20 protein-coding genes are annotated in these 19,095 nt (G+C 69.3%); 5 read left to right on the forward strand and 15 right to left on the reverse strand.

What is annotated here, in order from left to right; genetic code table 11:
• The first annotated feature begins 2 nt into the window (after positions 1–2).
• Together HZF19_RS02165 and HZF19_RS16180 are read left to right on the forward strand one after the other, a co-directional pair.
• Positions 3–1,463, forward strand: a complete 1,461-nt coding sequence (locus tag HZF19_RS02165) for a class I adenylate-forming enzyme family protein (RefSeq protein ID WP_208027098.1) — start codon at positions 3–5, stop codon at positions 1,461–1,463.
• A gap of 58 nt (positions 1,464–1,521) precedes the next feature.
• Entirely contained in the window at positions 1,522–2,826 is a 1,305-nt protein-coding gene (locus HZF19_RS16180) for an alpha/beta hydrolase (RefSeq protein WP_208027099.1), read from the forward strand.
• A gap of 28 nt (positions 2,827–2,854) precedes the next feature.
• On the opposite strand, the gene HZF19_RS02175 is transcribed toward HZF19_RS16180, so the two are convergent.
• Complete coding sequence (locus HZF19_RS02175) at positions 2,855–3,805, reverse strand: MBL fold metallo-hydrolase (protein WP_208027100.1); 951 nt, start codon at positions 3,803–3,805, stop codon at positions 2,855–2,857.
• Positions 3,806–3,918: 113 nt separating this feature from the next.
• Between HZF19_RS02175 and HZF19_RS02180 the strand changes: the two genes are divergently transcribed.
• Entirely contained in the window at positions 3,919–5,580 is a 1,662-nt protein-coding gene (locus HZF19_RS02180; RefSeq protein WP_208027101.1) for an ABC transporter substrate-binding protein, read from the forward strand.
• A gap of 52 nt (positions 5,581–5,632) precedes the next feature.
• Positions 5,633–6,460 (forward strand): PPK2 family polyphosphate kinase, encoded by an 828-nt coding sequence (locus HZF19_RS02185; protein ID WP_208027102.1) that lies wholly within the window; start codon positions 5,633–5,635, stop codon positions 6,458–6,460.
• 6 nt (positions 6,461–6,466) lie between these two features.
• Here the strand turns inward: HZF19_RS02185 and atpC are convergent, their stop codons facing one another.
• Genes atpC through HZF19_RS02255 form a run of 14 tightly spaced genes read right to left on the reverse strand, consistent with a single transcriptional unit; the run spans position 6,467 to position 17,547 of the window.
• Positions 6,467–6,865 carry an ATP synthase F1 subunit epsilon gene (gene atpC / locus HZF19_RS02190; protein ID WP_208027103.1) on the reverse strand — a complete coding sequence of 133 codons (399 nt, stop codon included), beginning with the start codon at positions 6,863–6,865 and terminating at the stop codon, positions 6,467–6,469.
• Positions 6,865–8,313, reverse strand: a complete 1,449-nt coding sequence (gene atpD / locus HZF19_RS02195) for a F0F1 ATP synthase subunit beta (RefSeq protein ID WP_208027104.1) — start codon at positions 8,311–8,313, stop codon at positions 6,865–6,867. Before atpD ends, atpC begins: the two co-directional genes overlap by 1 nt.
• Positions 8,314–8,353: 40 nt before the next feature.
• Complete coding sequence (locus tag HZF19_RS02200; RefSeq protein ID WP_208027105.1) at positions 8,354–9,334, reverse strand: F0F1 ATP synthase subunit gamma; 981 nt, start codon at positions 9,332–9,334, stop codon at positions 8,354–8,356.
• A 3-nt stretch (positions 9,335–9,337) separates the two neighbouring features.
• Positions 9,338–10,981: a F0F1 ATP synthase subunit alpha gene (atpA, locus tag HZF19_RS02205; RefSeq protein ID WP_208027106.1), complete on the reverse strand. Its 1,644-nt coding sequence runs from the start codon at positions 10,979–10,981 to the stop codon at positions 9,338–9,340.
• Positions 10,982–10,992: 11 nt separating this feature from the next.
• A complete protein-coding gene (gene atpH, locus HZF19_RS02210; protein ID WP_208027107.1) occupies positions 10,993–11,517 on the reverse strand; it encodes an ATP synthase F1 subunit delta in 525 nt (174 codons plus the stop codon).
• Positions 11,514–12,071 carry a F0F1 ATP synthase subunit B gene (locus HZF19_RS02215; protein ID WP_208027108.1) on the reverse strand — a complete coding sequence of 186 codons (558 nt, stop codon included), beginning with the start codon at positions 12,069–12,071 and terminating at the stop codon, positions 11,514–11,516. The genes atpH and HZF19_RS02215 overlap by 4 nt, the downstream gene beginning before the upstream one ends.
• 20 nt (positions 12,072–12,091) lie before the next feature.
• On the reverse strand, positions 12,092–12,652 hold the full coding sequence (gene atpF / locus HZF19_RS02220) for a F0F1 ATP synthase subunit B (RefSeq protein ID WP_208027109.1): 561 nt from the start codon (positions 12,650–12,652) through the stop codon (positions 12,092–12,094).
• A gap of 22 nt (positions 12,653–12,674) precedes the next feature.
• Positions 12,675–12,959, reverse strand: a complete 285-nt coding sequence (atpE, locus tag HZF19_RS02225; protein WP_268962711.1) for an ATP synthase F0 subunit C — start codon at positions 12,957–12,959, stop codon at positions 12,675–12,677.
• Between the two features lie 37 nt (positions 12,960–12,996).
• Positions 12,997–13,761 (reverse strand): F0F1 ATP synthase subunit A, encoded by a 765-nt coding sequence (gene atpB, locus HZF19_RS02230; RefSeq protein WP_208027110.1) that lies wholly within the window; start codon positions 13,759–13,761, stop codon positions 12,997–12,999.
• Positions 13,758–14,207, reverse strand: a complete 450-nt coding sequence (locus HZF19_RS02235) for an ATP synthase subunit I (protein WP_208027111.1) — start codon at positions 14,205–14,207, stop codon at positions 13,758–13,760. The genes atpB and HZF19_RS02235 overlap by 4 nt, the downstream gene beginning before the upstream one ends.
• The gene (locus HZF19_RS02240) at positions 14,200–14,454 is read right to left on the reverse strand and encodes an AtpZ/AtpI family protein (RefSeq protein WP_208027112.1); all 255 of its coding nucleotides are present in this window, start codon (positions 14,452–14,454) and stop codon (positions 14,200–14,202) included. The genes HZF19_RS02235 and HZF19_RS02240 overlap by 8 nt, the downstream gene beginning before the upstream one ends.
• A 40-nt stretch (positions 14,455–14,494) precedes the next feature.
• Positions 14,495–15,661 carry a glycosyltransferase family 4 protein gene (locus tag HZF19_RS02245; protein WP_208027113.1) on the reverse strand — a complete coding sequence of 389 codons (1,167 nt, stop codon included), beginning with the start codon at positions 15,659–15,661 and terminating at the stop codon, positions 14,495–14,497.
• A 15-nt stretch (positions 15,662–15,676) separates the two neighbouring features.
• Positions 15,677–16,921, reverse strand: a complete 1,245-nt coding sequence (gene glyA / locus HZF19_RS02250; RefSeq protein ID WP_208027114.1) for a serine hydroxymethyltransferase — start codon at positions 16,919–16,921, stop codon at positions 15,677–15,679.
• A 14-nt stretch (positions 16,922–16,935) separates the two neighbouring features.
• Complete coding sequence (locus HZF19_RS02255; protein ID WP_208027115.1) at positions 16,936–17,547, reverse strand: arsenate reductase/protein-tyrosine-phosphatase family protein; 612 nt, start codon at positions 17,545–17,547, stop codon at positions 16,936–16,938.
• A 62-nt stretch (positions 17,548–17,609) separates the two neighbouring features.
• Here HZF19_RS02255 and HZF19_RS17045 point away from each other — a divergent pair, with 62 nt between their 5' ends.
• Complete coding sequence (locus HZF19_RS17045) at positions 17,610–19,091, forward strand: acetyl-CoA acetyltransferase (protein ID WP_208027116.1); 1,482 nt, start codon at positions 17,610–17,612, stop codon at positions 19,089–19,091.
• The last annotated feature ends 4 nt before the right edge of the window (positions 19,092–19,095 follow it).

The following is a 19,095-nucleotide window of genomic DNA, read 5'->3' on the forward strand; positions in this document are numbered from 1 at the left end:
CCGTGCTCCGGGAGATCGTGCGGGCGGCAGGCGCCCGTTTCGGCGAGCTCGCCGCCTTCGTGAGACCCGATGGCTCGGCCCTCACCTATGCCGGGCTCGATCACCGCTCCGACTCGCTCGCCGCGGGCCTCCACGCGGCCGGCATCGGCGAGGGCGACGTGGTGGCGCTCACCCTCCCCTCGGACGTCGACTACGTGATCGCCTACACCGCCGCGACCAAGGTCGGCGCCATCACCGCCGGGGTCAACCCCCGCCTCACCGCCGCCGAGCGCGATCGGGTGCTGGCCGTCGCGGAGCCCCGCATCGTCCTGGCCGAGGGTGACGTCGATCGGCTCTCGCGACCCGGCAACCCGGTGCCCGCACTCGATCCGGATCCTGAGCGGGTCGTCGCCATCGTGTTCACCTCCGGCACCACCGGCACCCCGAAAGGCGCGGTGTTCGGTGAGCGGGAGCTCGACGCGATCGCCCGCAGCGACGTGCCCGGCTGGGACGATCCCCAGACCTGGGGAGGGGGCGGCCATCAGGTCGCCGCCACCCAGTTCGCACACGTGGGGTTCATGACCAAGCTCCCCTGGTACCTGCGGCTCGGCACCACCACCCACCTCCTCGAACGCTGGCGGGCCGCGGACGTCCTGCGCCTGGTGAGTGAGCACCGGATGACCAGCATCGGCGGGGTGGCGCCGCAGCTCGCGCTGCTGCTGCGACACCCCGACTTCGAATCCTTCGATCTGTCGTCGGTGCAGACGATCGTCATGGGTGGAGCCTTCTCGCCACCGGCGCTGGTGGAGGAGGCCAGACGGCGGATCGGCGCCAGCTACTCGATCCGCTATTCGTCGACCGAGTCGGGTGGGGTGGGCACGGGCACGGGGTTCGACGCCGACGACCAGGAGGCCCTCCACACCGTGGGCCGCCCCCGCCGCTCGGTCGAGCTCGAGATCCGCTCGGACGACGGACGGGTCCTCCCATCGGGCGAGGTGGGCGAGGTGTATCTGCGCTCACCGTGCATGATGCGGGGCTACTGGCGCGACCCGGATGCCACCGCGGCCACCATCGTCGACGGATGGCTGCGCACTGGCGACCTCGGCTGGCTGGACGAGCGCGGTTGCCTGCATCTGGCGGGTCGCAAGAAGGAGATGTACATCCGGGGCGGCTACAACGTGTACCCGGTGGAGGTGGAGGGGGTGCTCGCCTCCCACCCGGAGGTCGCCGAGGTGGCCGTGGCCCCGGCCCCCGACCCCGTCATGGGCGAGTTCGGCGTGGCCGTGGTGGTGCCCCGGAATCCCGAGCGCCCACCCACCCTCCGGGAGCTGCAGGCCTTCGCTGGACGGCAGCTCGCCAGCTACAAGCTGCCCGAGGCGATCCAGATCGTGGAGGAGCTGCCACTCACCGCCATGCAGAAGCTCGACCGGCAGGCGCTCGCACACCGGGTGGCGGGCCTCACCCGCGACCGCCATGCGCCGTGACCGCCGGAGCGGGCGTGCGACCGACAGAGCTCGCCGGCACGCCAGAATGGTGAGCGCTGTGCCCTCCGTCCCCCCGACCCGCAGATCTCCCGCGCTCCTGCTGGCTGCGATCCTGGCGTCGTTGAGCCTGCTCTCCGCGGCCTGTAGCGAGGCCGCGGGTCGAGGCGGGTCCTCCGGCGGCGCGAGCGGGGAGCAGGCCGCGGCGAACAGCTCTGACGCCCCGCCCGACCAGGGCCCCGATCCGCTCCCCGATCCCGGGGTGGCTCCCGGGGAGTGCAAGCAGGTCACCTACACTCCGCCCTCCGCGGCGCAGGCCTTTCAGGGCGAGCTGTGCCGACCCGAGAAAGACCAGCGCGACGTGGCGGTGATGGTCGTCCACGGGGGCAGCGGCGTGAGCGGTGGACCGACCGGAATGCGCCCCTGGGCCAGCCGGTTGCTCGCCGAGGGCTACGTGGTGCTCATGCCCGCCTACCACCTCTTCACACCCGGCGGCGAGCGTCCGGTGTTCCCCCGCCCCGAGCAGAACATCAAGGCTGCGGTGCAGTACCTGCGAGGGATCGCGAACGCCACCGGCATCCGCCGGGAGCGCATCGTCGTGCAGGGTATGTCGGCCGGGGCCCGCCTGGGATCGGTCGCCTACACCCACCCGGATGAGCCGTACTTCCAGGGGCCCGAGCTGTGGCCCGACATCTCCGACGAGGTGAACGGGTTCATCGGCTTCTACCACACCTACGACGGCTCGATGCAGTACTCGACCCAGTACTACGGAGGTCCCGACGACAGCAAGGATCCCCAGGTGCGAGACCGTTGGGATCACGCCGACGCGATGGCCAGCGCGAGCGCGGCACGAGGCCCGGCCCTGTTCATCACCGGCGACCGGGACTGGAACCTCATCATCGAGCACCAGAACGAGTTTGCCGAACGGCTCCGCTCCGCTGGGCAGCAGGCGACCACCGTGGTGATCAAGGGCGGTAGCCACGGGTTCGACTCGAGTGGCGGCAAGCGGCTGAGCAGGCTGGGCGAGCAGGCTGCATCGGAGGTGCTCCGATGGCTGAACGACCGCTTCCCCCAACGGCCGCCGCGGCCAGCGGAGGCGTCGTCGATCGACCTGGCCAGCGCCCCGAACTACACCGGTGGACCCCCACCGACCTTCGAGCAGCGCCGGCGGCTGACCCGACCCACGACGACCACGACCGCCTCGGCGGGTGGCACGACCACCGTGCCGTCGACCACCACGTCGTCCAGCACGATCCCTCCGCCGCCGACCACCGTGACGACCATCGAGGCCACCACGACCACGACACTCGAGCCGCCCACGACGGTCACCACGGCCCCGGCGATCGAGACCGGCAGCGGCGGCTGACCGGCCTCACGGGCCACCAGCCGGGTCGTCAAGGCGAGCGCGTCGCCAGGTGCTGGCGCAGCGCGGCCATCTCCGCGAACACCCGGCCCGCGTCGACCGGCGCATCCCAAGGCTCGCCACGAAGCTCGCGGTAGGCGCGATCGACCTGGAAGGCGAGCCGCTCCGGTTCGCTCCACCCGAGGTAGGGGCCGAGCTCGATGCGCTTGGCCGCCTCCAGGGGTGGCAGACCCTGGTCGAAGGAGCGCCGGGCCTCGCCGTGGACGTAGGCCAGGTACTCCCGCTGCTGGCGGAGCGAGGACACGTCTCCCAGCGGTCCGTGCCCGGGCACCACCACCGCTGGTTCGAGCGCCTCCAGACGCTCCAGCGCGGCGATCCAGCCGGCGAACGTGCCCTCCCAGCCGATCGGGGTGCAGCGGTTGAACAGGATGTCGCCGGTGAACACCACCCCCTCCTCGGCAAGGTACACGACCACATCGCCCGCGGTGTGCGCCGGCCCCACGTAGAGGAGATGGGCCACGGTGCCGCCGAGGTCGAGTTCGGTGTCGCGGTCGATGATCGTCGTGGGTGGGGCGGGATCGATCCCCCGGAAGTCGAACCGCCGCAGGGCTCGAACGAACTCGGCCATCGGGCCGAGGCTGGCGTCGTCCGCGTCGCACAGCGAGACGAAGGTCTCCGGTCGGACGTCTCGGACCATCCAGGCCGCGCACAGCCGGTGCCCGATGATCTCCGTGCCGAGCTGCGCGAGGAGCTGGTTGCCCCAGCAGTGGTCGCCGTTGTGATGGGTGTTGACCAGCCGACGCGGCGGGCGCGGGTCGATCGAGCCGTAGAGCGCGAGGAGCTGCCGGGTGCGGGGCAAGTCCCAGAAGGTGTCGACGACGAGCCCGCCGCCCCGGTCGACGAATCCGCTGTTGCTGTAGCCGAGACCTTCGTCGGGCTGCAGGCAGGCGTGCACGTGGGGTGCCACCTCGACGAGCTCCACGATCGCCGAGCCTAGGGATCGGGAGGCTGCGGTGCCCGACGCGTGACCTGGCAGGACCACGGGCATCCCCCTAGCGTGGAGCGATCCCGGCACCGTCATCAGTGGGGAGAAGGATGAGCGACGCTGGCCCGACCCGACCCGGCCCGATCGTCATGGTCGTCTTGATGGCCACAGCCGTGGTCGCGGCGGCCTGCGGGTCAGCGGGCGGGACGCCCCGGACCGAGCAGCTCCAGAACACCGGCGTCATCGAGGACGACGGCACGGCCGTCCCCGGCGGGCAGATCGTCTACGGCATCGAAGCCGAGTCCGACGGCTGGAACCCGTCGAACAGCAAGTGGGGCCCGGCAGGGCTCCAGGTCGCTCGGACCTTCTTCGACACCCTCGCCGCCTACGACGCGAACGGCCACGCGCAGCCCGATCTCGCCGAGGCACTCGTCCCGAACGACACCTACACGGAATGGACCATCCGCCTACGCCCCGGTGTCAGGTTGCACAACGGCAGAAGGGTCGACGCGGCCCTGGTCAAGGAGAACTTCGACTTCCTCAAGTCCTCGGTGCTCACCTCCGCGCCGTTCGAGCCGATCGAGTCGTTCGAGGTCCGCGGCCCGCTCGAGGTGCTGGTGCACATGAAGCGACCGTGGGTGAACTACCCCTACGCCCTCACCACCCAGATCGGGGTGGTCGCCGACCCGGACTGGCTTCGCAGCGGGTCGAAGACCGACCCTGTCGGCACCGGTGCCTTCGTGTTCAAAGAGTGGGTGCCCGATGCGCGGCTGATCGTGGAGCGGAACCCGGACTACTGGCGGGTGGACCCCTCCGGCACCCGCTACCCCTACCTGGACCGCATCGAGTTCCGCCCGCTCTCCGACAACGATTCGCGAGCTGCGAGCCTCGAAGCCGGCAACATCGACATCATGCAGGCCGCCACCGCTCGCCAGCTCGAGCATTTCGCCGAACTGGGCGAGCAGGGCAAGTTCCAGGTCTTCAACGACGTCAGCGGTGAGACGGCCGAGGTGTTCATCCAGCTCAACACCATGGCTCCGCCGTTCAACGACCTGGAGGCCCGCCGGGCTCTGGCCCTCGCGACCGACGCACAGGCCTTCGTGAACACTCTCCACGACGGCTTCTACGAGGTCGCCCGCGGCCCGTTCTCACCCGGCTCCCCGTGGTACACGGAGACCGACCACCCCAGCTACGACCTCTCGTCCGCGAAGAAGGCGGCCCAGGAGGTCAAGGCACGCCACGACGGCCGCTTCTCGTTCAAGATCCTCGGCGGCGGGGACGCCTCCTCCCTGAGCGCCCTCCAGCTCCTGGAGAGCCAATGGGAGCAAGCGGGCATCGACGTGCAGATCGAGCCGATCGAGCAGGCGCAGCTCATCACCAACGTCGCCACGGGCAACTACCAGGCGACGATCTGGCGGCAGTTCGATTCGCCTCACCCGATCGGCGACTCCGTCTGGTGGCACCCGAACACGGCCAAACCGATCCCCGAGGTCGCGCTGAACTTCGCCCGCAACCGCGACGAGCGGATCGGTGCCGCACTCGACGATGCCCGGGAGACCACCGACCCGGCTCGCGAGAAGGAGCTCTACCAGCAGGTGCAGCGGTACCTCGCCGAGGATCTCCCCTACATCTGGCTCTACCACGCGCAGATCTCCATCGTGGCCAGCAACCGGCTGGTCAACGTGGTGAACTACCGGCTGCCGGGAGGCCAGAAGGGCATCGAGCTGCTCGGCGGGAGCCATCCGCTGTGGCAGGTCTGGCTGCGAAGTTGACCGCTCGTGCGCCAGACTCGGCGCGACCCGTCGGCGCGTTCGAGGAGGGACCGTGAGCACTCCCCGTGTGGATGTCGAGCGGTACCGGGTTCCCGCCGGCACGATGGTCGACCTCGCGAGCTGGCCGACCTCCGAGCACGAGCATCACGGGAGTCACAAGAACGGCGCGAGCGGGCAGTTGGCCGAGTTGAACGAGCAGCTCGCCGACCTGCAGAACCTGCTCGCTGCCGGCGCCCAGCACAAGGTGCTGGTCGTGCTCCAGGGCATGGACACCTCCGGCAAGGACGGCACGATCAAGCACGTCTTCCGGACCATCAACCCGCTCGGCGTGACCGCGATCAACTTCAAGCGCCCGAACGACACCGAGGCCGCCCACGACTACCTGTGGCGGGTGCACCAGCGGGTGCCCGAAGCTGGCCGGCTGACCATCTTCAACCGCAGCCACTACGAGGAGGTGCTGGTGCCGCGGGTCCACCGACTCGTCCCGGAGGAGGTGTGGCGGCGCCGCTACGGTCACATCGCGGACTTCGAACGGATGCTCGCCGACGAGGGCACGATCATCCGGAAGTTCTTCCTGCACATCTCACGCCAGGAGCAGCGCCGGCGGTTGGAGGAGCGGCTCCACAACCCCCGTAAGCAGTGGAAGTTCCAGCACGGGGATCTCGAGGAGCGCAAGCTCTGGGACGACTACCAGCTCGCCTACGCGGAGGCCATCAGCCGTACCAGCACCGAGCAGGCTCCGTGGTACATCGTGCCCGCGGACCACAAGTCGTACCGCAACCTCGTGGTCTCGACGGTGCTGATCGAGGCCCTCGAGTCGCTCGGCATGTCCTACCCTCGGCCGGCCGGCGACCTCGACGGCATCACCATCGAGGACTGACGGCCCTCAGGCCATGGGACGCCCGGCCGCCGCCAGGCGAGCCTGAGCCCGTTGCAAGGCCGCCTGCGCGGTGACGTCGTCACCGCGGCGGATGGCCTCCTCCGCCCGCTCCTGGGCCCGGCGGGCCCGTTCCACGTCGATCTGGCTACCCAGCTCGGCCATGTCCGAGAGGATCTTCACCTGGTCGTTCGACACCTCGATGAACCCGCCGTGCACCGCCGCCTCTTCCTGCCGGCCGTCCGTCAGACGGATCGACAAGGTGTGGATCGCCAGGGCGCCGATGAAGGGTGCGTGACCCGGCAGGAAGGCGATGTCACCACCGCCGATGGTGCGCGCCTGGACCATCGTCGCTTCGGCCGACAGCAGCGTGCGCTCCGGCGAGACGAGCTCGACGTGCAGCGGCATCAGGCGTTCTTCTCGAGCTCGCGCGCCTTGGCCCGGGCCGAGTCCGCGTCACCGACGTTGAGGAAGGCCTGCTCCGGCAGATCGTCGAGGTCACCGTTGACCAGCTGCTCGAACGACTCGACCGTGTCCTCGACGGGCACCGTGACGCCCTTGAGGCCGGTGAAGACCTCGCCCACGTTGAACGGCTGGGAGAGGAACCGCTGCACCTTGCGCGCCCGGTCGACGGTGATGCGGTCCTCCTCGGAGAGCTCGTCGAGACCGAGGATGGCGATGATGTCCTGGAGCTCCTTGTAGCGCTGGAGGACCTCCTGGACCCGCCGGGCCACGTTGTAGTGGCGCTCACCCACCACCTCGGGCGCCAGGATGGTCGAGGTCGAGGCCAGCGGATCCACGGCAGGGTAGATGCCGAGCGACGCGATCTGGCGCGACAGCTCGGTGGTGGCATCGAGGTGGGTGAAGGTCGTGAACGGCGCCGGGTCGGTGTAGTCGTCGGCCGGCACGTACACGGCCTGGAGGGAGGTGATGGACCGGCCCCGGGTCGAGGTGATGCGCTCCTGCAGCTCGCCCATCTCGTCGGCGAGCGTGGGCTGGTACCCCACGGCGGACGGCATCCGCCCGAGCAGGGTCGACACCTCCGAGCCGGCCTGCACGAAGCGGAAGATGTTGTCGACGAACAGCAGCACGTCCTGGCCCTGCACGTCACGGAAGTACTCGGCCATGGTGAGTGCGGACAGCGCGACCCGCAGGCGCACGCCCGGGGGCTCGTCCATCTGCCCATAGACCAGGGCGGCCTTCTCGATCACGCCCGACTCCTGCATCTCGAGCCAGAGATCGGTGCCCTCCCGGGTCCGCTCGCCGACACCGGCGAACACCGACACGCCGCCGTGCTCGGTCGCCACCCGGTTGATCATCTCCTGGATGAGCACCGTCTTGCCCACGCCGGCGCCGCCGAACAGGCCGATCTTGCCGCCGGCGAGGTACGGCGTGAGCAGGTCGATGACCTTGATGCCGGTCGGGAACATCTGGGCTTTCGGCTCCAGCGCGTCGAACGCGGGTGGCTCGCGGTGGATCTCCCAGCGCTCCGAGATGCCCTCCAGCTCCGGGGTGTCGAGCGGTTCGCCGATGACGTTGAAGACGTGGCCCAGCACCGCGTCGCCCACGGGCACCGAGATACCCCGCCCGGTGTTGCGGACCGGCGTGCCGCGCTTGAGGCCGTCGGTGGGCTTCATGCACACCACTCGCACCCGGCTGTCACCGATCTGCTGGGCGACCTCGGACACCACGGTGACGTCCTTGCCGTCGATGGTGACGGTCATCTCGAGCGCGGTGTTGATCTCCGGGAGGGCGCCGCGGGGGAACTCGACGTCGACCACCGGACCGGCGATGGCCACCACTCGGCCATCCTTCAGATGCTGTCCCGTGCTCGGCTGGTTCTCGGTGACGGTCATCGGTGCTTGGTCTCCTGTGGTACGTGGGAGCGTTCTGGCGTCAGTGGAGCGATCGGGTCGTGTCGAGACGATCGAGGTGCTGGTCGAAGAGGTGCTCTGGCATCAGATGGTCGACGAGGATGTCTTCCTTCTCGCCCTTGCCCTTCTTGAGGGCCTCGGCACCACCCACGATCTCCATGATCTCGGTGGTGATGGCATCCTGGCGAGCCCGGTTCATGACCCGGGTGAGCGTGATCTTGAGCTCCTCCGCGTTGTCGGTCGCCGATTTCATGGCTCGCTGGCGAGCGGCGTGCTCGGAGGCTGACGCGTCGAGCAGCGCCGAGTAGATGCGAGCCTCGACGTAGCGAGGAAGCAGCTCGCCGAGGATCACCGTCGGCGACGGCTCGTACTCCAGATCCGCGCTCGGACCCTGGGTGCCGTTGCCGTCCTCCTCGACCTGCAGCGGCAGGAATCGCCGGATCACGGCCTCCTGTGAGCCGGCCGACGCGAACCGCCAGTAAGCGAGATCCACCGACTGCAGCTCCCCGTTCTCGAAGGGTCCCCGGATGGCCCCGGCGATCTCGCGGGCTTGATCGTAGGTGGGCTGGTCCGTGACCCCGGTGAAACGGGCCGCGATGCGGTAGTTGCGGAACGTGAAGTAGCTGATGGCCTTGTTCCCGACGCACACCAGCTCGTAGTCGAGCCCCTCGGCGCGGTAGGCCTGCACTTCGCGCTCAGCCATCCGGATGATCGTGTTGTTGTACGCACCGCACAGGCCCCGGTCACTGGTGATGACCACGATGGCGGCCTTGTTCGCCTCGGGATGGGTTCGCAGGAGCGGGCTGTCCTTCGCCGCACCGGCCTTCACCAGGTCGAGGATGACCGCGGTGATCTGCTCGGCGTAGGGGCGGGCCGCGGCGGCGCGCTCCTGGGCCTTGACGACCCGGGTGGCCGCGATCAGCTCCATGGCGCGAGTGATCTTCTTGGTGGACTCGACGCTGCGGATGCGCCGGCGAAGGATGCGCTCCTGGCCTCCCGCCATGGGCTAGCCCTCTTCCTCGGCGCGGTGGATCTCGTCCTCGGGCAGGGTGGCCTCGGCCCGGCCGCCGGCCCGCCGCAGCTCGGCGTCACCGACCTCCTCGCCCGCAGGCTGCTCTCCCACGGTCTCGGAGGGCACGAACTCGTCCTTGAAGGCCGCCACCGCGCCGGCCAGCGCGTCGCCCTCGGGGAGGTCGCCCGTCTCGCGGATGGTCTGGAGGATCTCCGGGTGGCGGCCGCGCATGAAGTCGAGCAGGTCGTTCTCGAAGCGCTTGACGTCCGCGACGGGGATGTCGTCGAGGTAGCCGCCGGTGCCGGCGAAGATCACCACCACCTGCTCCTCCACGGGCATGGGCGAGTTGAGTCCCTGCTTGAGCAGTTCGGTGAGCCGGTAGCCGCGCTCGAGCTGAGCGGCGGAGACCTTGTCGAGCTCGGAGCCGAAGGTGGCGAAGGCCTCCAGCTCCCGGAACTGCGCGAGGTCCAGCTTGAGGGTGCCGGAGACCTTCTTCATGGCCTTGATCTGCGCGGCGCCACCCACACGGGACACCGAGATGCCCACGTCGACCGCGGGGCGGACACCCGACTTGAAGAGGTCCTCCTGCAGGTAGACCTGACCGTCGGTGATGGAGATCACGTTGGTGGGGATGTACGCGGACACGTCGCCGGCCTTGGTCTCGATCACCGGCAGAGCCGTGAGCGACCCCGCACCCAGCTCGTCGGAGAGCTTGGCTGCCCGCTCCAGCAAGCGGCTGTGCAGGTAGAACACGTCGCCGGGGTAGGCCTCACGACCGGGCGGGCGTCGCAGCAGCAGCGAGAGCTGGCGGTAGGCCTCCGCCTGCTTGGACAGGTCGTCGTAGACGATCAGCGCGTGCTCGCCGCTGTCCATCCAGTGCTGGCCCATGGCACAACCGGCATACGGGGCGAGGTACTTGAACGGCGCGGGGTCGGAGGCGGGCGCGACCACCACCACCGTGTAGTCGAGCGCGCCGTGCTCGCGGAGGGTGTTCACGGTCTGGGCGACGGTCGAGCTCTTCTGCCCGATGGCGACGTAGATGCACTTCACGCCCTGACCCTTCTGGTTCAGGATCGTGTCGATGCAGACGGTCGTCTTGCCGGTCTTGCGGTCGCCGATGACCAGCTCACGCTGACCGCGGCCGATCGGGGTCATGGCGTCGATCGACTTGATGCCGGTCTGGAGCGGCTCGTGCACCGGCTTGCGGCCGGTGATGCCGGGGGCCTGGATCTCCATCCGGCGCATCGACGCACCGGTGATGGGGCCCCGACCGTCGATCGGCTCGCCGAGCGCGTTGACCACCCGCCCCAGCAGGGCGTCGCCCACGGGCACCTGGAGGATGTTGCCCGTGGCCCGGACCGCGGAGCCCTCCTCGATGGCCGCGGCCCGCTCGCCGTCGCCGAGGACCACCGCACCGATGGAGTCCTCGTCGAGGTTCAGGGCCAGCCCGACCGTTCCGCCCTCGAACTCGAGCAGCTCGTTCACGGCGGCGTCAGGCAAGCCCGAGACCCGCGCGATGCCGTCCCCGACCTCCAGCACCCGGCCGACCTGCTTGGTCTCGAGCTCCGGTCGGAAGCCCGCCAGGTTCTTCTGCAGAGCAGCCGTGATGTCGGCGGTGTTGATGGTGAGTTCAGCCATTGGCGTTCTCCTCAGAACGACTCGCGCAGCTTGCTGAGACGGGACCGGACGGAGCCGTCGATGACGGTGTCGCCGATCTGGGTCACGATGCCCCCCAGGACGTTGGGATCGACGATCACGACGATGTCCACATCCCGTCCCGTGGCTTCCTTGATGGACTCTGCCAGCCGCTTCTTCTGGTCATCGGTGAGCTCCACCGCGGAGCGCACCTCTGCCACCGACTTGTTGCCCGATGCCGCGGTGCGCGCGAGCAGGCGGTCGACGATGTCGGAGAGCTCACGGATGCGCCCGGTGCCCACCACGAGCGACACCAGCGCGACGGTGATCGGGCTGGCCTTGCCACCGAGGAGGTCCTCGACGATCTGCTGGCGCTTCTCCACCGGGAGGTGCGGGTCGCCGAGCGCTTGACGGAGATCGTCGTTGCCCTCGACCACCCGGGCGAAGCGGAAGAGCTCGTCCTGAACCTCGTTGACGTTTCCCTCAGCGGCCAGGACATCGAGGAACGCATCCGCGTACAGGGCGGTTCGATCGCTCATCGGGCGCTCACCCCCGACGACCGCAGGCTGGTGATGTAGCGCTCGACGAGCTCGGCCTGGGTCTGGCCGTCGAGGTTCCGGGCCACCACCGCTTCGGCCGCTCCCACGACCAGCTCGGCGAGCTCCGCCTTGAGATCCGCGGCAGCCTGGGCCTTCGAGGCCTCGGCGTCCGCGGCCACTCGTGCCCGCAGCTCCGCGGCGTCCGCTTCGGCCCGCGCCGCGATCTGCTCGGCGAGGGCGGCCGCGGTCTGGTGAGCCTCGGAGCGGATCCGTGCCCGTTCCTGATCGGCGTTGGCGATCCGACCCTCGACATCGGCCAGCGCGGCTTCGGCCTCCATCCGGGCGGTGGCGGCCTCGGAGAGCTCGTTGCTCAGCCGCTCGATGCGCCCGTTCCAGAGGTTGCGGATCGCGGGACCACCCTTCCAGATGAGCAGGGCCGCGACCACCAAGAACGCGGATGAGCCCCAGATCACCTCATTGAAGTCGTGGGGGAGGATGAAGCCGTTTCCCGCGTGCCCGCCGCCTTCCGCTGCGAGAACCAGGAGGTTGACCATGTCGTGTCCTGCTTTCCTGCTCAGTTCTGCGAACCGGCGCGGTTCACGTAGTCCTCGATGATCTGGAGCTGTGCCTGGCGGTCGAGCGGCTTCTCCACCACCGCGCCGGCGGCCGCGACGACGATGTCGGCCAAGCTCTCGCGAAGCTCGGCTCGGGCCGCGGCCTTGGCGGCAGCCACCTCCTGCGCGGCCTGGGCCCGTACCGCTGCCGCGTCGGCCTCGGCTTCGGCCATCACCGCCTTGCGCTTCGCCTCGGCCTGGGCCCGGGCGTCCTCGAGGATGCGCACCGCCTCGGCCTTGGCGCTGGCCAGGCTCGCCTGGTACTCCGCGAGCTTGGCCGCGGCAGCCTCCCTGGCCTGCTCCGCCGCGGCGAGATCAGCGCGTGCCTTCTCCTCCCGGCGCTCCATGCCCCGCAGGACCGGTGGTAGCAGCACGAACTTCATGAGGATCCACAGCACCGCGAAGGTGACGGCACCCCAGAACAGCTCGTTCCCGACCGGGAGGATCGGGTTGGCGAGTTCTTCCTCCTGGATCGCCTGCGAGACCTCGGAGGCGACCCGGAGGGCCGTGGCGAAGACCACGTGACGCTCCTTTGGTCGGTGATCAGACGAACTTGAGGAGGATGAACACCACGAAGCCGATGAGGGCGAGCGCCTCGGTGAAGGCGATGCCGAGGAACATCGTGGTGCGGACCATGCCGGCGGCTTCCGGCTGGCGGGCCATCGCCTGGACGGACTGCCCGACCAGGTAACCGATGCCGATGCCCGGGCCGATGGCTGCGAGGCCGTAGGCGTAGCCGGCGCTCTGCGCGGCTGCTGCGGCCTTGACGTCGGCGGCGTTCTGCGCCGTCTCCTGGGCGATGATGCCGAGCGTGGACAGGGTGCTCATTGTCGTGTGTCTCTCCTCGTGTGGTGAGCTGGAGATCTCAGTGGTCAGGGTGCAGGGCACCGCCGATATAGACGGCCGCGAGGATCGTGAAGATGTAGGCCTGCAGGAATGCCACCATCAGCTCGAAGCCGGTGAGCGCGACGAGCATGAAGTACGACGCGGGCAGGACGGCCAGCAGCGGACCGAGCACCCAGAGGGTGATGCAGAGCACGCTGAAGGTCACAAGCAGGATGTGGCCGGCGAGCATGTTGGCGAAGAGCCGGACCGCCAGCGAGAAGGGCCGCACGATGAACGTGGAGATGAACTCGATCGGGGTCACCAGCAGGTAGAGCGCCGCCGGCACCCCGGGCGGGAACAGCGCGCTCTTGAAGTACTTGAGGGGCCCCTGGTGCTTGAAGCCCACGGCGATGAAGAACACCCAGGTGATGATCGCCAGCAGGGCCGGGTTGGCCATGCGGGCGTTCGCCGGCATGTGGAAGAACGGGATGATCTCGAACAGGTTCCCGATCAGGATGAAGAAGAACAGGCTCGCGAGGTAGGGCAGGTACCGCATGCCGTCGGGCCCGATGGTCTGCATGATGATGCCGTCCTTGAGGAACCCGACCGCGGACTCGGCCAGGTTCTGCGGCCCGCGGGGCACGAGCTCACCCTTGCGCGAGAGGAAGAAGAACAGGGCCGTGGCCACCACCGCGATCACGTTGATGAGCGCGATCTTGTTGAAGCCGTACCACGTGCCCTCGCCGAAGGCGCTCGGCCATTCGACGATCGTCTTGAACTCGGGGAACTCGAGACCGAAGATCACGTTGGGGTGTACTCCTGGGTCTTGGGCTTGAGGCCCGGGAAGGCGAGCGAGGCGGAGACGTACTTCATCTCCCAGAACAGCAGGCCGAGATGGGTCACGATGATGGTCACGCCGAGGGGCACCAGCTCGACCCACCAGGCGTCGCGCACGAGCAGGACGGCGGCGAAGATGATGGCGAGCCGGATCAGGAAGCCGAACATCGCGGCGACGCCCATCATGGCCACCGAGACCCTCGCCGAGTAGGTCATGGCGGTGGCGGCGAGCACGAAGTTCACGCAGACCAACCCGATCGCGTAGCTGGTCGACAGCGCGCCCGGCACGCCCCAGATCAGCCCGAACACGGCGATCAGCGCCGGGGCCGCCCACGCGGCCCGGCGCAGCATGTCGCGCACGAGCTGCCCCTCGGGGGCAGGACCGTGGAGCGTGGTCGTGAGGGCGTCAGTCATGACGCTTGGCCCATGGCGCGCAGGCCTCGTGCTGTTCCATCTCGAGCTTGTATCCGTAGTAGAGCTTCACGCTCACTCCCGCGAGCCCGACGACCGCGAAGGTGACGGTGAGGATCGGGGTGATCCCCAGCGAGCGGTCGATGAGCAGGCCGACCAACGCGAGGAGCACCGGGCTGAGCGCGAGCTCGAACCCTCCGCTGCTCTTGTACATCTGCTGCGTGACTTCGCGCCGTTGCGAAACGTCCACCAGACAACCCTGATCCGGAGCTTGTGAAGCAGTTCGCAAACTATTCGGGGTGCCCCTGCTCCGCAAATCCCCGGTCCCCGGCTCCGGCGGGGGCGGCCTGGGAGTCGGGTCGCGAGCCTCGCAGGCTCGGGTGCAGGATGGTGAACAGCGCCAGCAGGAGGGCGGCGATCCCGATGGGGACGATCCCATCGCCACGGCCCGAGTACGTGGGGTAGAGCACGAACCCCGACAGCAGCGCGGTCCACGCCCAGAGGATCAGCACGCTGCGCCAGTGACCGTGCCCCAGCCGCATCAGCCGGTGGTGGAGGTGATCCTTGTCTGCCGTGGCCACCCCGGTACGGCGGGTGGCGCGCCGCACGATGGCCAGCAGCGTGTCGAGGATCGGCACCCCCAGGATCAGCAGCGGGATGAGCAGCGGGGCGAAGAAGAAGAAGGACTGGCCGCTGAAGGGCTGGTCGGTACGTCCCCCCACCACCATGGTCGAGGCCGCCATCAGCAGGCCCAGCAGCAGGGCGCCACCGTCGCCCATGAAGATCCGGGCCGGGTGGCGGTTCCATGGCAGGAACCCGAGGCACATGCCCACGATGATCACCGCCAGCAGGGGGCCGACGTTCCCCGCCTGCAGCAGGCCCGCGTCGGTGAGCTGGAGCGCGTAGAGGAAGAAGGTGCCCGCCGCGATGGCCACGATCCCGGCAGCCAACCCGTCGAGCCCGTCGATGAGGTTGATGGCGTTGGTCATGCCCACCACCCACAGCACGCTGACCAGGTAGCTCCAGTCCGGCGAGAGCAGGAAGGTGCCCTGGAACGGCACGCGCAGCACGAGCAGGCTCACCCCGGAGATGACCAGGACGCTGGCCGAGACCACGATGCCGGCGAGCTTGGCGGGAGCCGAGACCTCGCGCAGATCGTCGATCACTCCCACGGCGAGGATCAGCAGACCTGCCGCCAGCACACCGAGGGGCTCGGTGTTCCCGGCGAAGACCTCGTCGAAGCCATCGAGTCGCCAGGCGACCGTCATCCCCGCGACCAGCCCGCCCATCATCGCGACCCCCCCGAGGGTCGGCGTCGGCCGCTCGTGTACTCGGCGCTCGTCAGGCTTGACCACCGCGCCGAGGCGCACCGAGAGCCGGCGCACCAGTGGGGTCAGGCCCAGGGTGGTCACCACGGTGACGGCCAGGACCGCGACGTAGGCCTCGAACGACGGCACGGGCCCGGGCTCGCCTCAGTGGGGATAGGGGGTGTACTTGGAGCAGAGGGTGGCCACGTCCTCCCGGACGGCGGCCAGCTCGCCTTCGTCGGTGCGGTGGCGGAGCGCTCGGGCGATGAGGCCGGCGATGGCGACCATCTCCGTCTCCCGCATGCCTTGCGTGGTGACCGCGGGGGTCCCGATCCGCACGCCGCTGGTGACGAACGGCGAGCGCGGATCGTCGGGGATCGTGTTCTTGTTGAGCGTGATGCCCGCCCGGTCGAGGACCGCCTGCGCCTCCTTGCCGGTCAGCTCTTCGTCGAAGGGGCGCAGGTCGACGAGCATCAGGTGGTTGTCGGTGCCGCCCGACACCAAGCGGAAGCCCTCGTGGGCCAACGCCTCGGCCAGGGCAGAGGCGTTGGCCACCACCTGGGCGGCATAGGAGGCGAAGCTCGGGTCCATCGCCTCGCGGAAGGCCACGGCCTTGGCCGCGATCACGTGCTCGAGCGGGCCGCCCTGCAGGCCGGGGAACAACGCCTTGTCGATGGCCGGCCCGAGCTCGGCCCGCGCCAGGATGCAGCCCCCTCGGGGCCCTCGGAGCGTCTTGTGGGTGGTGAAGGTGACGATGTCCGCGTGCGGGACCGGGTTCGGGTGCACACCGCCCGCGATGAGCCCCGCGATATGGGCGGCGTCGAACATGAGGAGGGCGCCGACCTCGTCGGCGATCTCTCGCAGTGGGGCAGGTTCGATGACCCGTGGGTACGCGGTGGCTCCGGCGATGATGAGCTTGGGTCGCTCGGCTCTGGCCACCTCCCGCACCCGGTCGTAGTCGAGGCGCTCGTCGCTGGGGGTGACGCCGTAGGAGACGAAGTCGTAGTAGCGGCCGCTGATGTTCACCGGCGAGCCGTGCGTGAGGTGGCCACCGTGGTCGAGGCTCATGCCCATGACCTTGTCGCCGGGCTCCAGCACGGCCAGGTACACGGCCAGGTTCGCGTTGGCACCGGAGTGCGGCTGCACGTTGGCGTGCTCCGCACCGAACAGCTCCTTGGCCCGTTCCCGAGCCAGCTCCTCGACCTCGTCGACGAGCTGGTTGCCGCCGTAGTAGCGCTTGCCCGGGTAGCCCTCCGCGTACTTGTTCGTGAGGACGGAGCCCGTGGCCTCCATCACCGCCGGCGACGTGAAGTTCTCGGAGGCTATGAGTTGCAAGGTGGTGTTCTGGCGTTCGAGCTCCCGGTCGATCAGCCCGAACACCTCCGTGTCGCGTTCGGTGGGCCAGCTCATGTCGGTCTCCTGGGTCAGATGGGGGCGAGGCGGGAGGCGTCGGGCTCGGGGGCGTTGTGCCACGCGAGCTCGACGAGGGAGTCGACGAGCTCAGCCAGCTCGTCGGCGGTTCGCTCGTAGACGGCCATCCGCTGGCCGATGGGATCGGCGACGTCGTCGTCCGGTGAGGACCCGAGGTGCGCCAAGGGTGTGCGCCCCGCGTGCATGCGGGCCAGCCAGCCCGCCATGCTCTCCCCCTCGCCGCGGGGGCCCCGCTCGCGACCGAGCCGCACCAGCTCCTTGAGGGTGAAGGTCCTCGGGAACGCGTCGGGCACCAACACCACGGCTTCGCGCACGTGCTCTCGGGCCATGGCCAGGATCAGGTCGGCGCCGGCCACCCGCTCGGGGCTGAGGAGGCTGCTGCGATGCTCGGCGATGCCCAGGCCGAAGTCGGCCATCACCTCCACCGCGGCGCTCGACGGCGGCCGGCCCTCCGCTGTCACACCGGCGGAGGACACCCGCGCCGCGACCCCCCGCTCGGTGAGTCGGTGCCGCAGGAGCGCTTCGGCCATCGGCGAGCGGCAGATGTTGCCGGTGCAGACCACGAGGACGTCGATGCTGCGGATTGTAGTGAGGACCCTCGCCACCGGTACTCTTGACCGACCGGTCAAGACGAGTGACAGAGCGATACCCAGAGCGAGGAGGAACGGTGGATCCACGGTTGCCGGTGCTGATCGGTGTGGGTCAGATCACCCAGCGGGTCGACCGTGGTGACGACGCGCTCGAGCCGGTGGACCTCATGGCCGAGGCACTGCGGCGAGCCGAGCACGACGCGGGCAGCAACGGGATCCTGGCGGGGGCGGACTCCATCCGGGTGATCAACGAGCTGTCGTGGCGGTACCTCGATCCGGGCGCGCTGGTCGCCCAGCGGATCGGCGCCGCGCCTCGCACCACCGAGTACACGGTGATGGGCGGCAACTACGTGCAGACGGTGGTCAACCGCACGGCCCTCGACATCCAGGCCGGCCGCAACGACCTGGTGCTGCTCACCGGAGGAGAGGCCTGGCGGACCCGCACTCAGGCCAAGAAGGCCGGCGCCGACCTCGGCTGGACGACCCAACCGCCCGGCACGCCTCCGCCGCTCCAGATCGGCGACGACCACGACCTGGTCCACCCCGTCGAGCTGTCCCGAGGCGTGTTCCTGCCCGTCCAGGTGTACCCGATGTTCGACATCGCCCTCCGGGCGGAGCGGGGCCTGTCGATCGCCGAGCACCGGCGCCAGATCGCCGAGCTGTGGGCTCGCTTCTCCGAGGTGGCAGTAGGCAACCCCTATGCCTGGATCCAGCGTTCCTACACCGCCGAGGAGATCGCCACTCCGTCCCCTGACAACCGCATGATCGGCTTCCCGTACACGAAGGTGATGAACTCGAACAACAACGTCGAGCAGGGTGCAGGGCTGATCCTCTGCTCGGTGGAGCGGGCCCGGGCACTCGGTGTGACCCCCGACCGATGGGTCTTCATCCACGCGGGCGCCGATGCCCACGATCACTGGTTCCTGTCCAATCGGGCCGACCTGCACTCCTCTCCGGCGATCCGCATCGCCGGTCGAGCGGCCCTCGACCTGGCCGGCGTGACGATCGACGACGTAGCCCACGTCGACCTCTACAGCTGCTTCCCCTCCGCGGTGCAGGTCGCCGCTCGTGAGCTCGGGCTGAGCCTCCAGCGCCAGCTCACCGTGACCGGAGGAATGAGTTTCGCCGGGGGCCCGTGGAACAACTACGTCATGCACGCCATCGCCACGATGGCCGACGTCCTGCGCGACGACCCGGGTTCGCTCGGAATGTGCACCGCCAACGGCGGCTACGTCACCAAGCACGCATTCGGCATCTACTCCACCGAGCCCCCTCCGTCGGGCCGCTTCCGCCATGCGGAGCCCCAGGACGAGGTCGACGCCCTCCCGAGCCGCGAACTCGCGGAGGGCCACGACGGCGAGGTGACGATCGAGACCTACACGGTGATGCACGATCGCGACGGCCAACCGGAACGGGCCCTCGCAGCCTGCCTCACCGCGGAGGGACGGCGGACCTGGGGCGCCACGACCGACCCCTCCACGATGCGAGCGTTCCTCGCCGAGGATCTGGTCGGGGTCAAAGGGGTGCTCTCCGCCGCCGGGGACCTGGCGCTGGCCTGATCGG

The organism is Rhabdothermincola sediminis (genome assembly GCF_014805525.1).
Lineage (GTDB): Bacteria > Actinomycetota > Acidimicrobiia > Acidimicrobiales > Acidimicrobilacustridaceae > Rhabdothermincola > Rhabdothermincola sediminis.

What these genes read in the sequence shown, in the direction of transcription:
- HZF19_RS02180 (WP_208027101.1), top strand. Translation starts at nt 3,919, where the DNA reads ATGAGCGACGCTGGCCCGACCCGACCCGGCCCGATCGTCATGGTCGTC.
- atpC (WP_208027103.1), bottom strand. Translation starts at nt 6,865, where the DNA reads ATGCCGCTGCACGTCGAGCTCGTCTCGCCGGAGCGCACGCTGCTGTCG.
- atpD (WP_208027104.1), bottom strand. Translation starts at nt 8,313, where the DNA reads ATGACCGTCACCGAGAACCAGCCGAGCACGGGACAGCATCTGAAGGAT.
- HZF19_RS02200 (WP_208027105.1), bottom strand. Translation starts at nt 9,334, where the DNA reads ATGGCGGGAGGCCAGGAGCGCATCCTTCGCCGGCGCATCCGCAGCGTC.
- atpA (WP_208027106.1), bottom strand. Translation starts at nt 10,981, where the DNA reads ATGGCTGAACTCACCATCAACACCGCCGACATCACGGCTGCTCTGCAG.
- atpH (WP_208027107.1), bottom strand. Translation starts at nt 11,517, where the DNA reads ATGAGCGATCGAACCGCCCTGTACGCGGATGCGTTCCTCGATGTCCTG.
- HZF19_RS02215 (WP_208027108.1), bottom strand. Translation starts at nt 12,071, where the DNA reads ATGGTCAACCTCCTGGTTCTCGCAGCGGAAGGCGGCGGGCACGCGGGA.
- atpE (WP_268962711.1), bottom strand. Translation starts at nt 12,959, where the DNA reads ATGAGCACCCTGTCCACGCTCGGCATCATCGCCCAGGAGACGGCGCAG.
- HZF19_RS02235 (WP_208027111.1), bottom strand. Translation starts at nt 14,207, where the DNA reads ATGACTGACGCCCTCACGACCACGCTCCACGGTCCTGCCCCCGAGGGG.
- glyA (WP_208027114.1), bottom strand. Translation starts at nt 16,921, where the DNA reads ATGAGCTGGCCCACCGAACGCGACACGGAGGTGTTCGGGCTGATCGAC.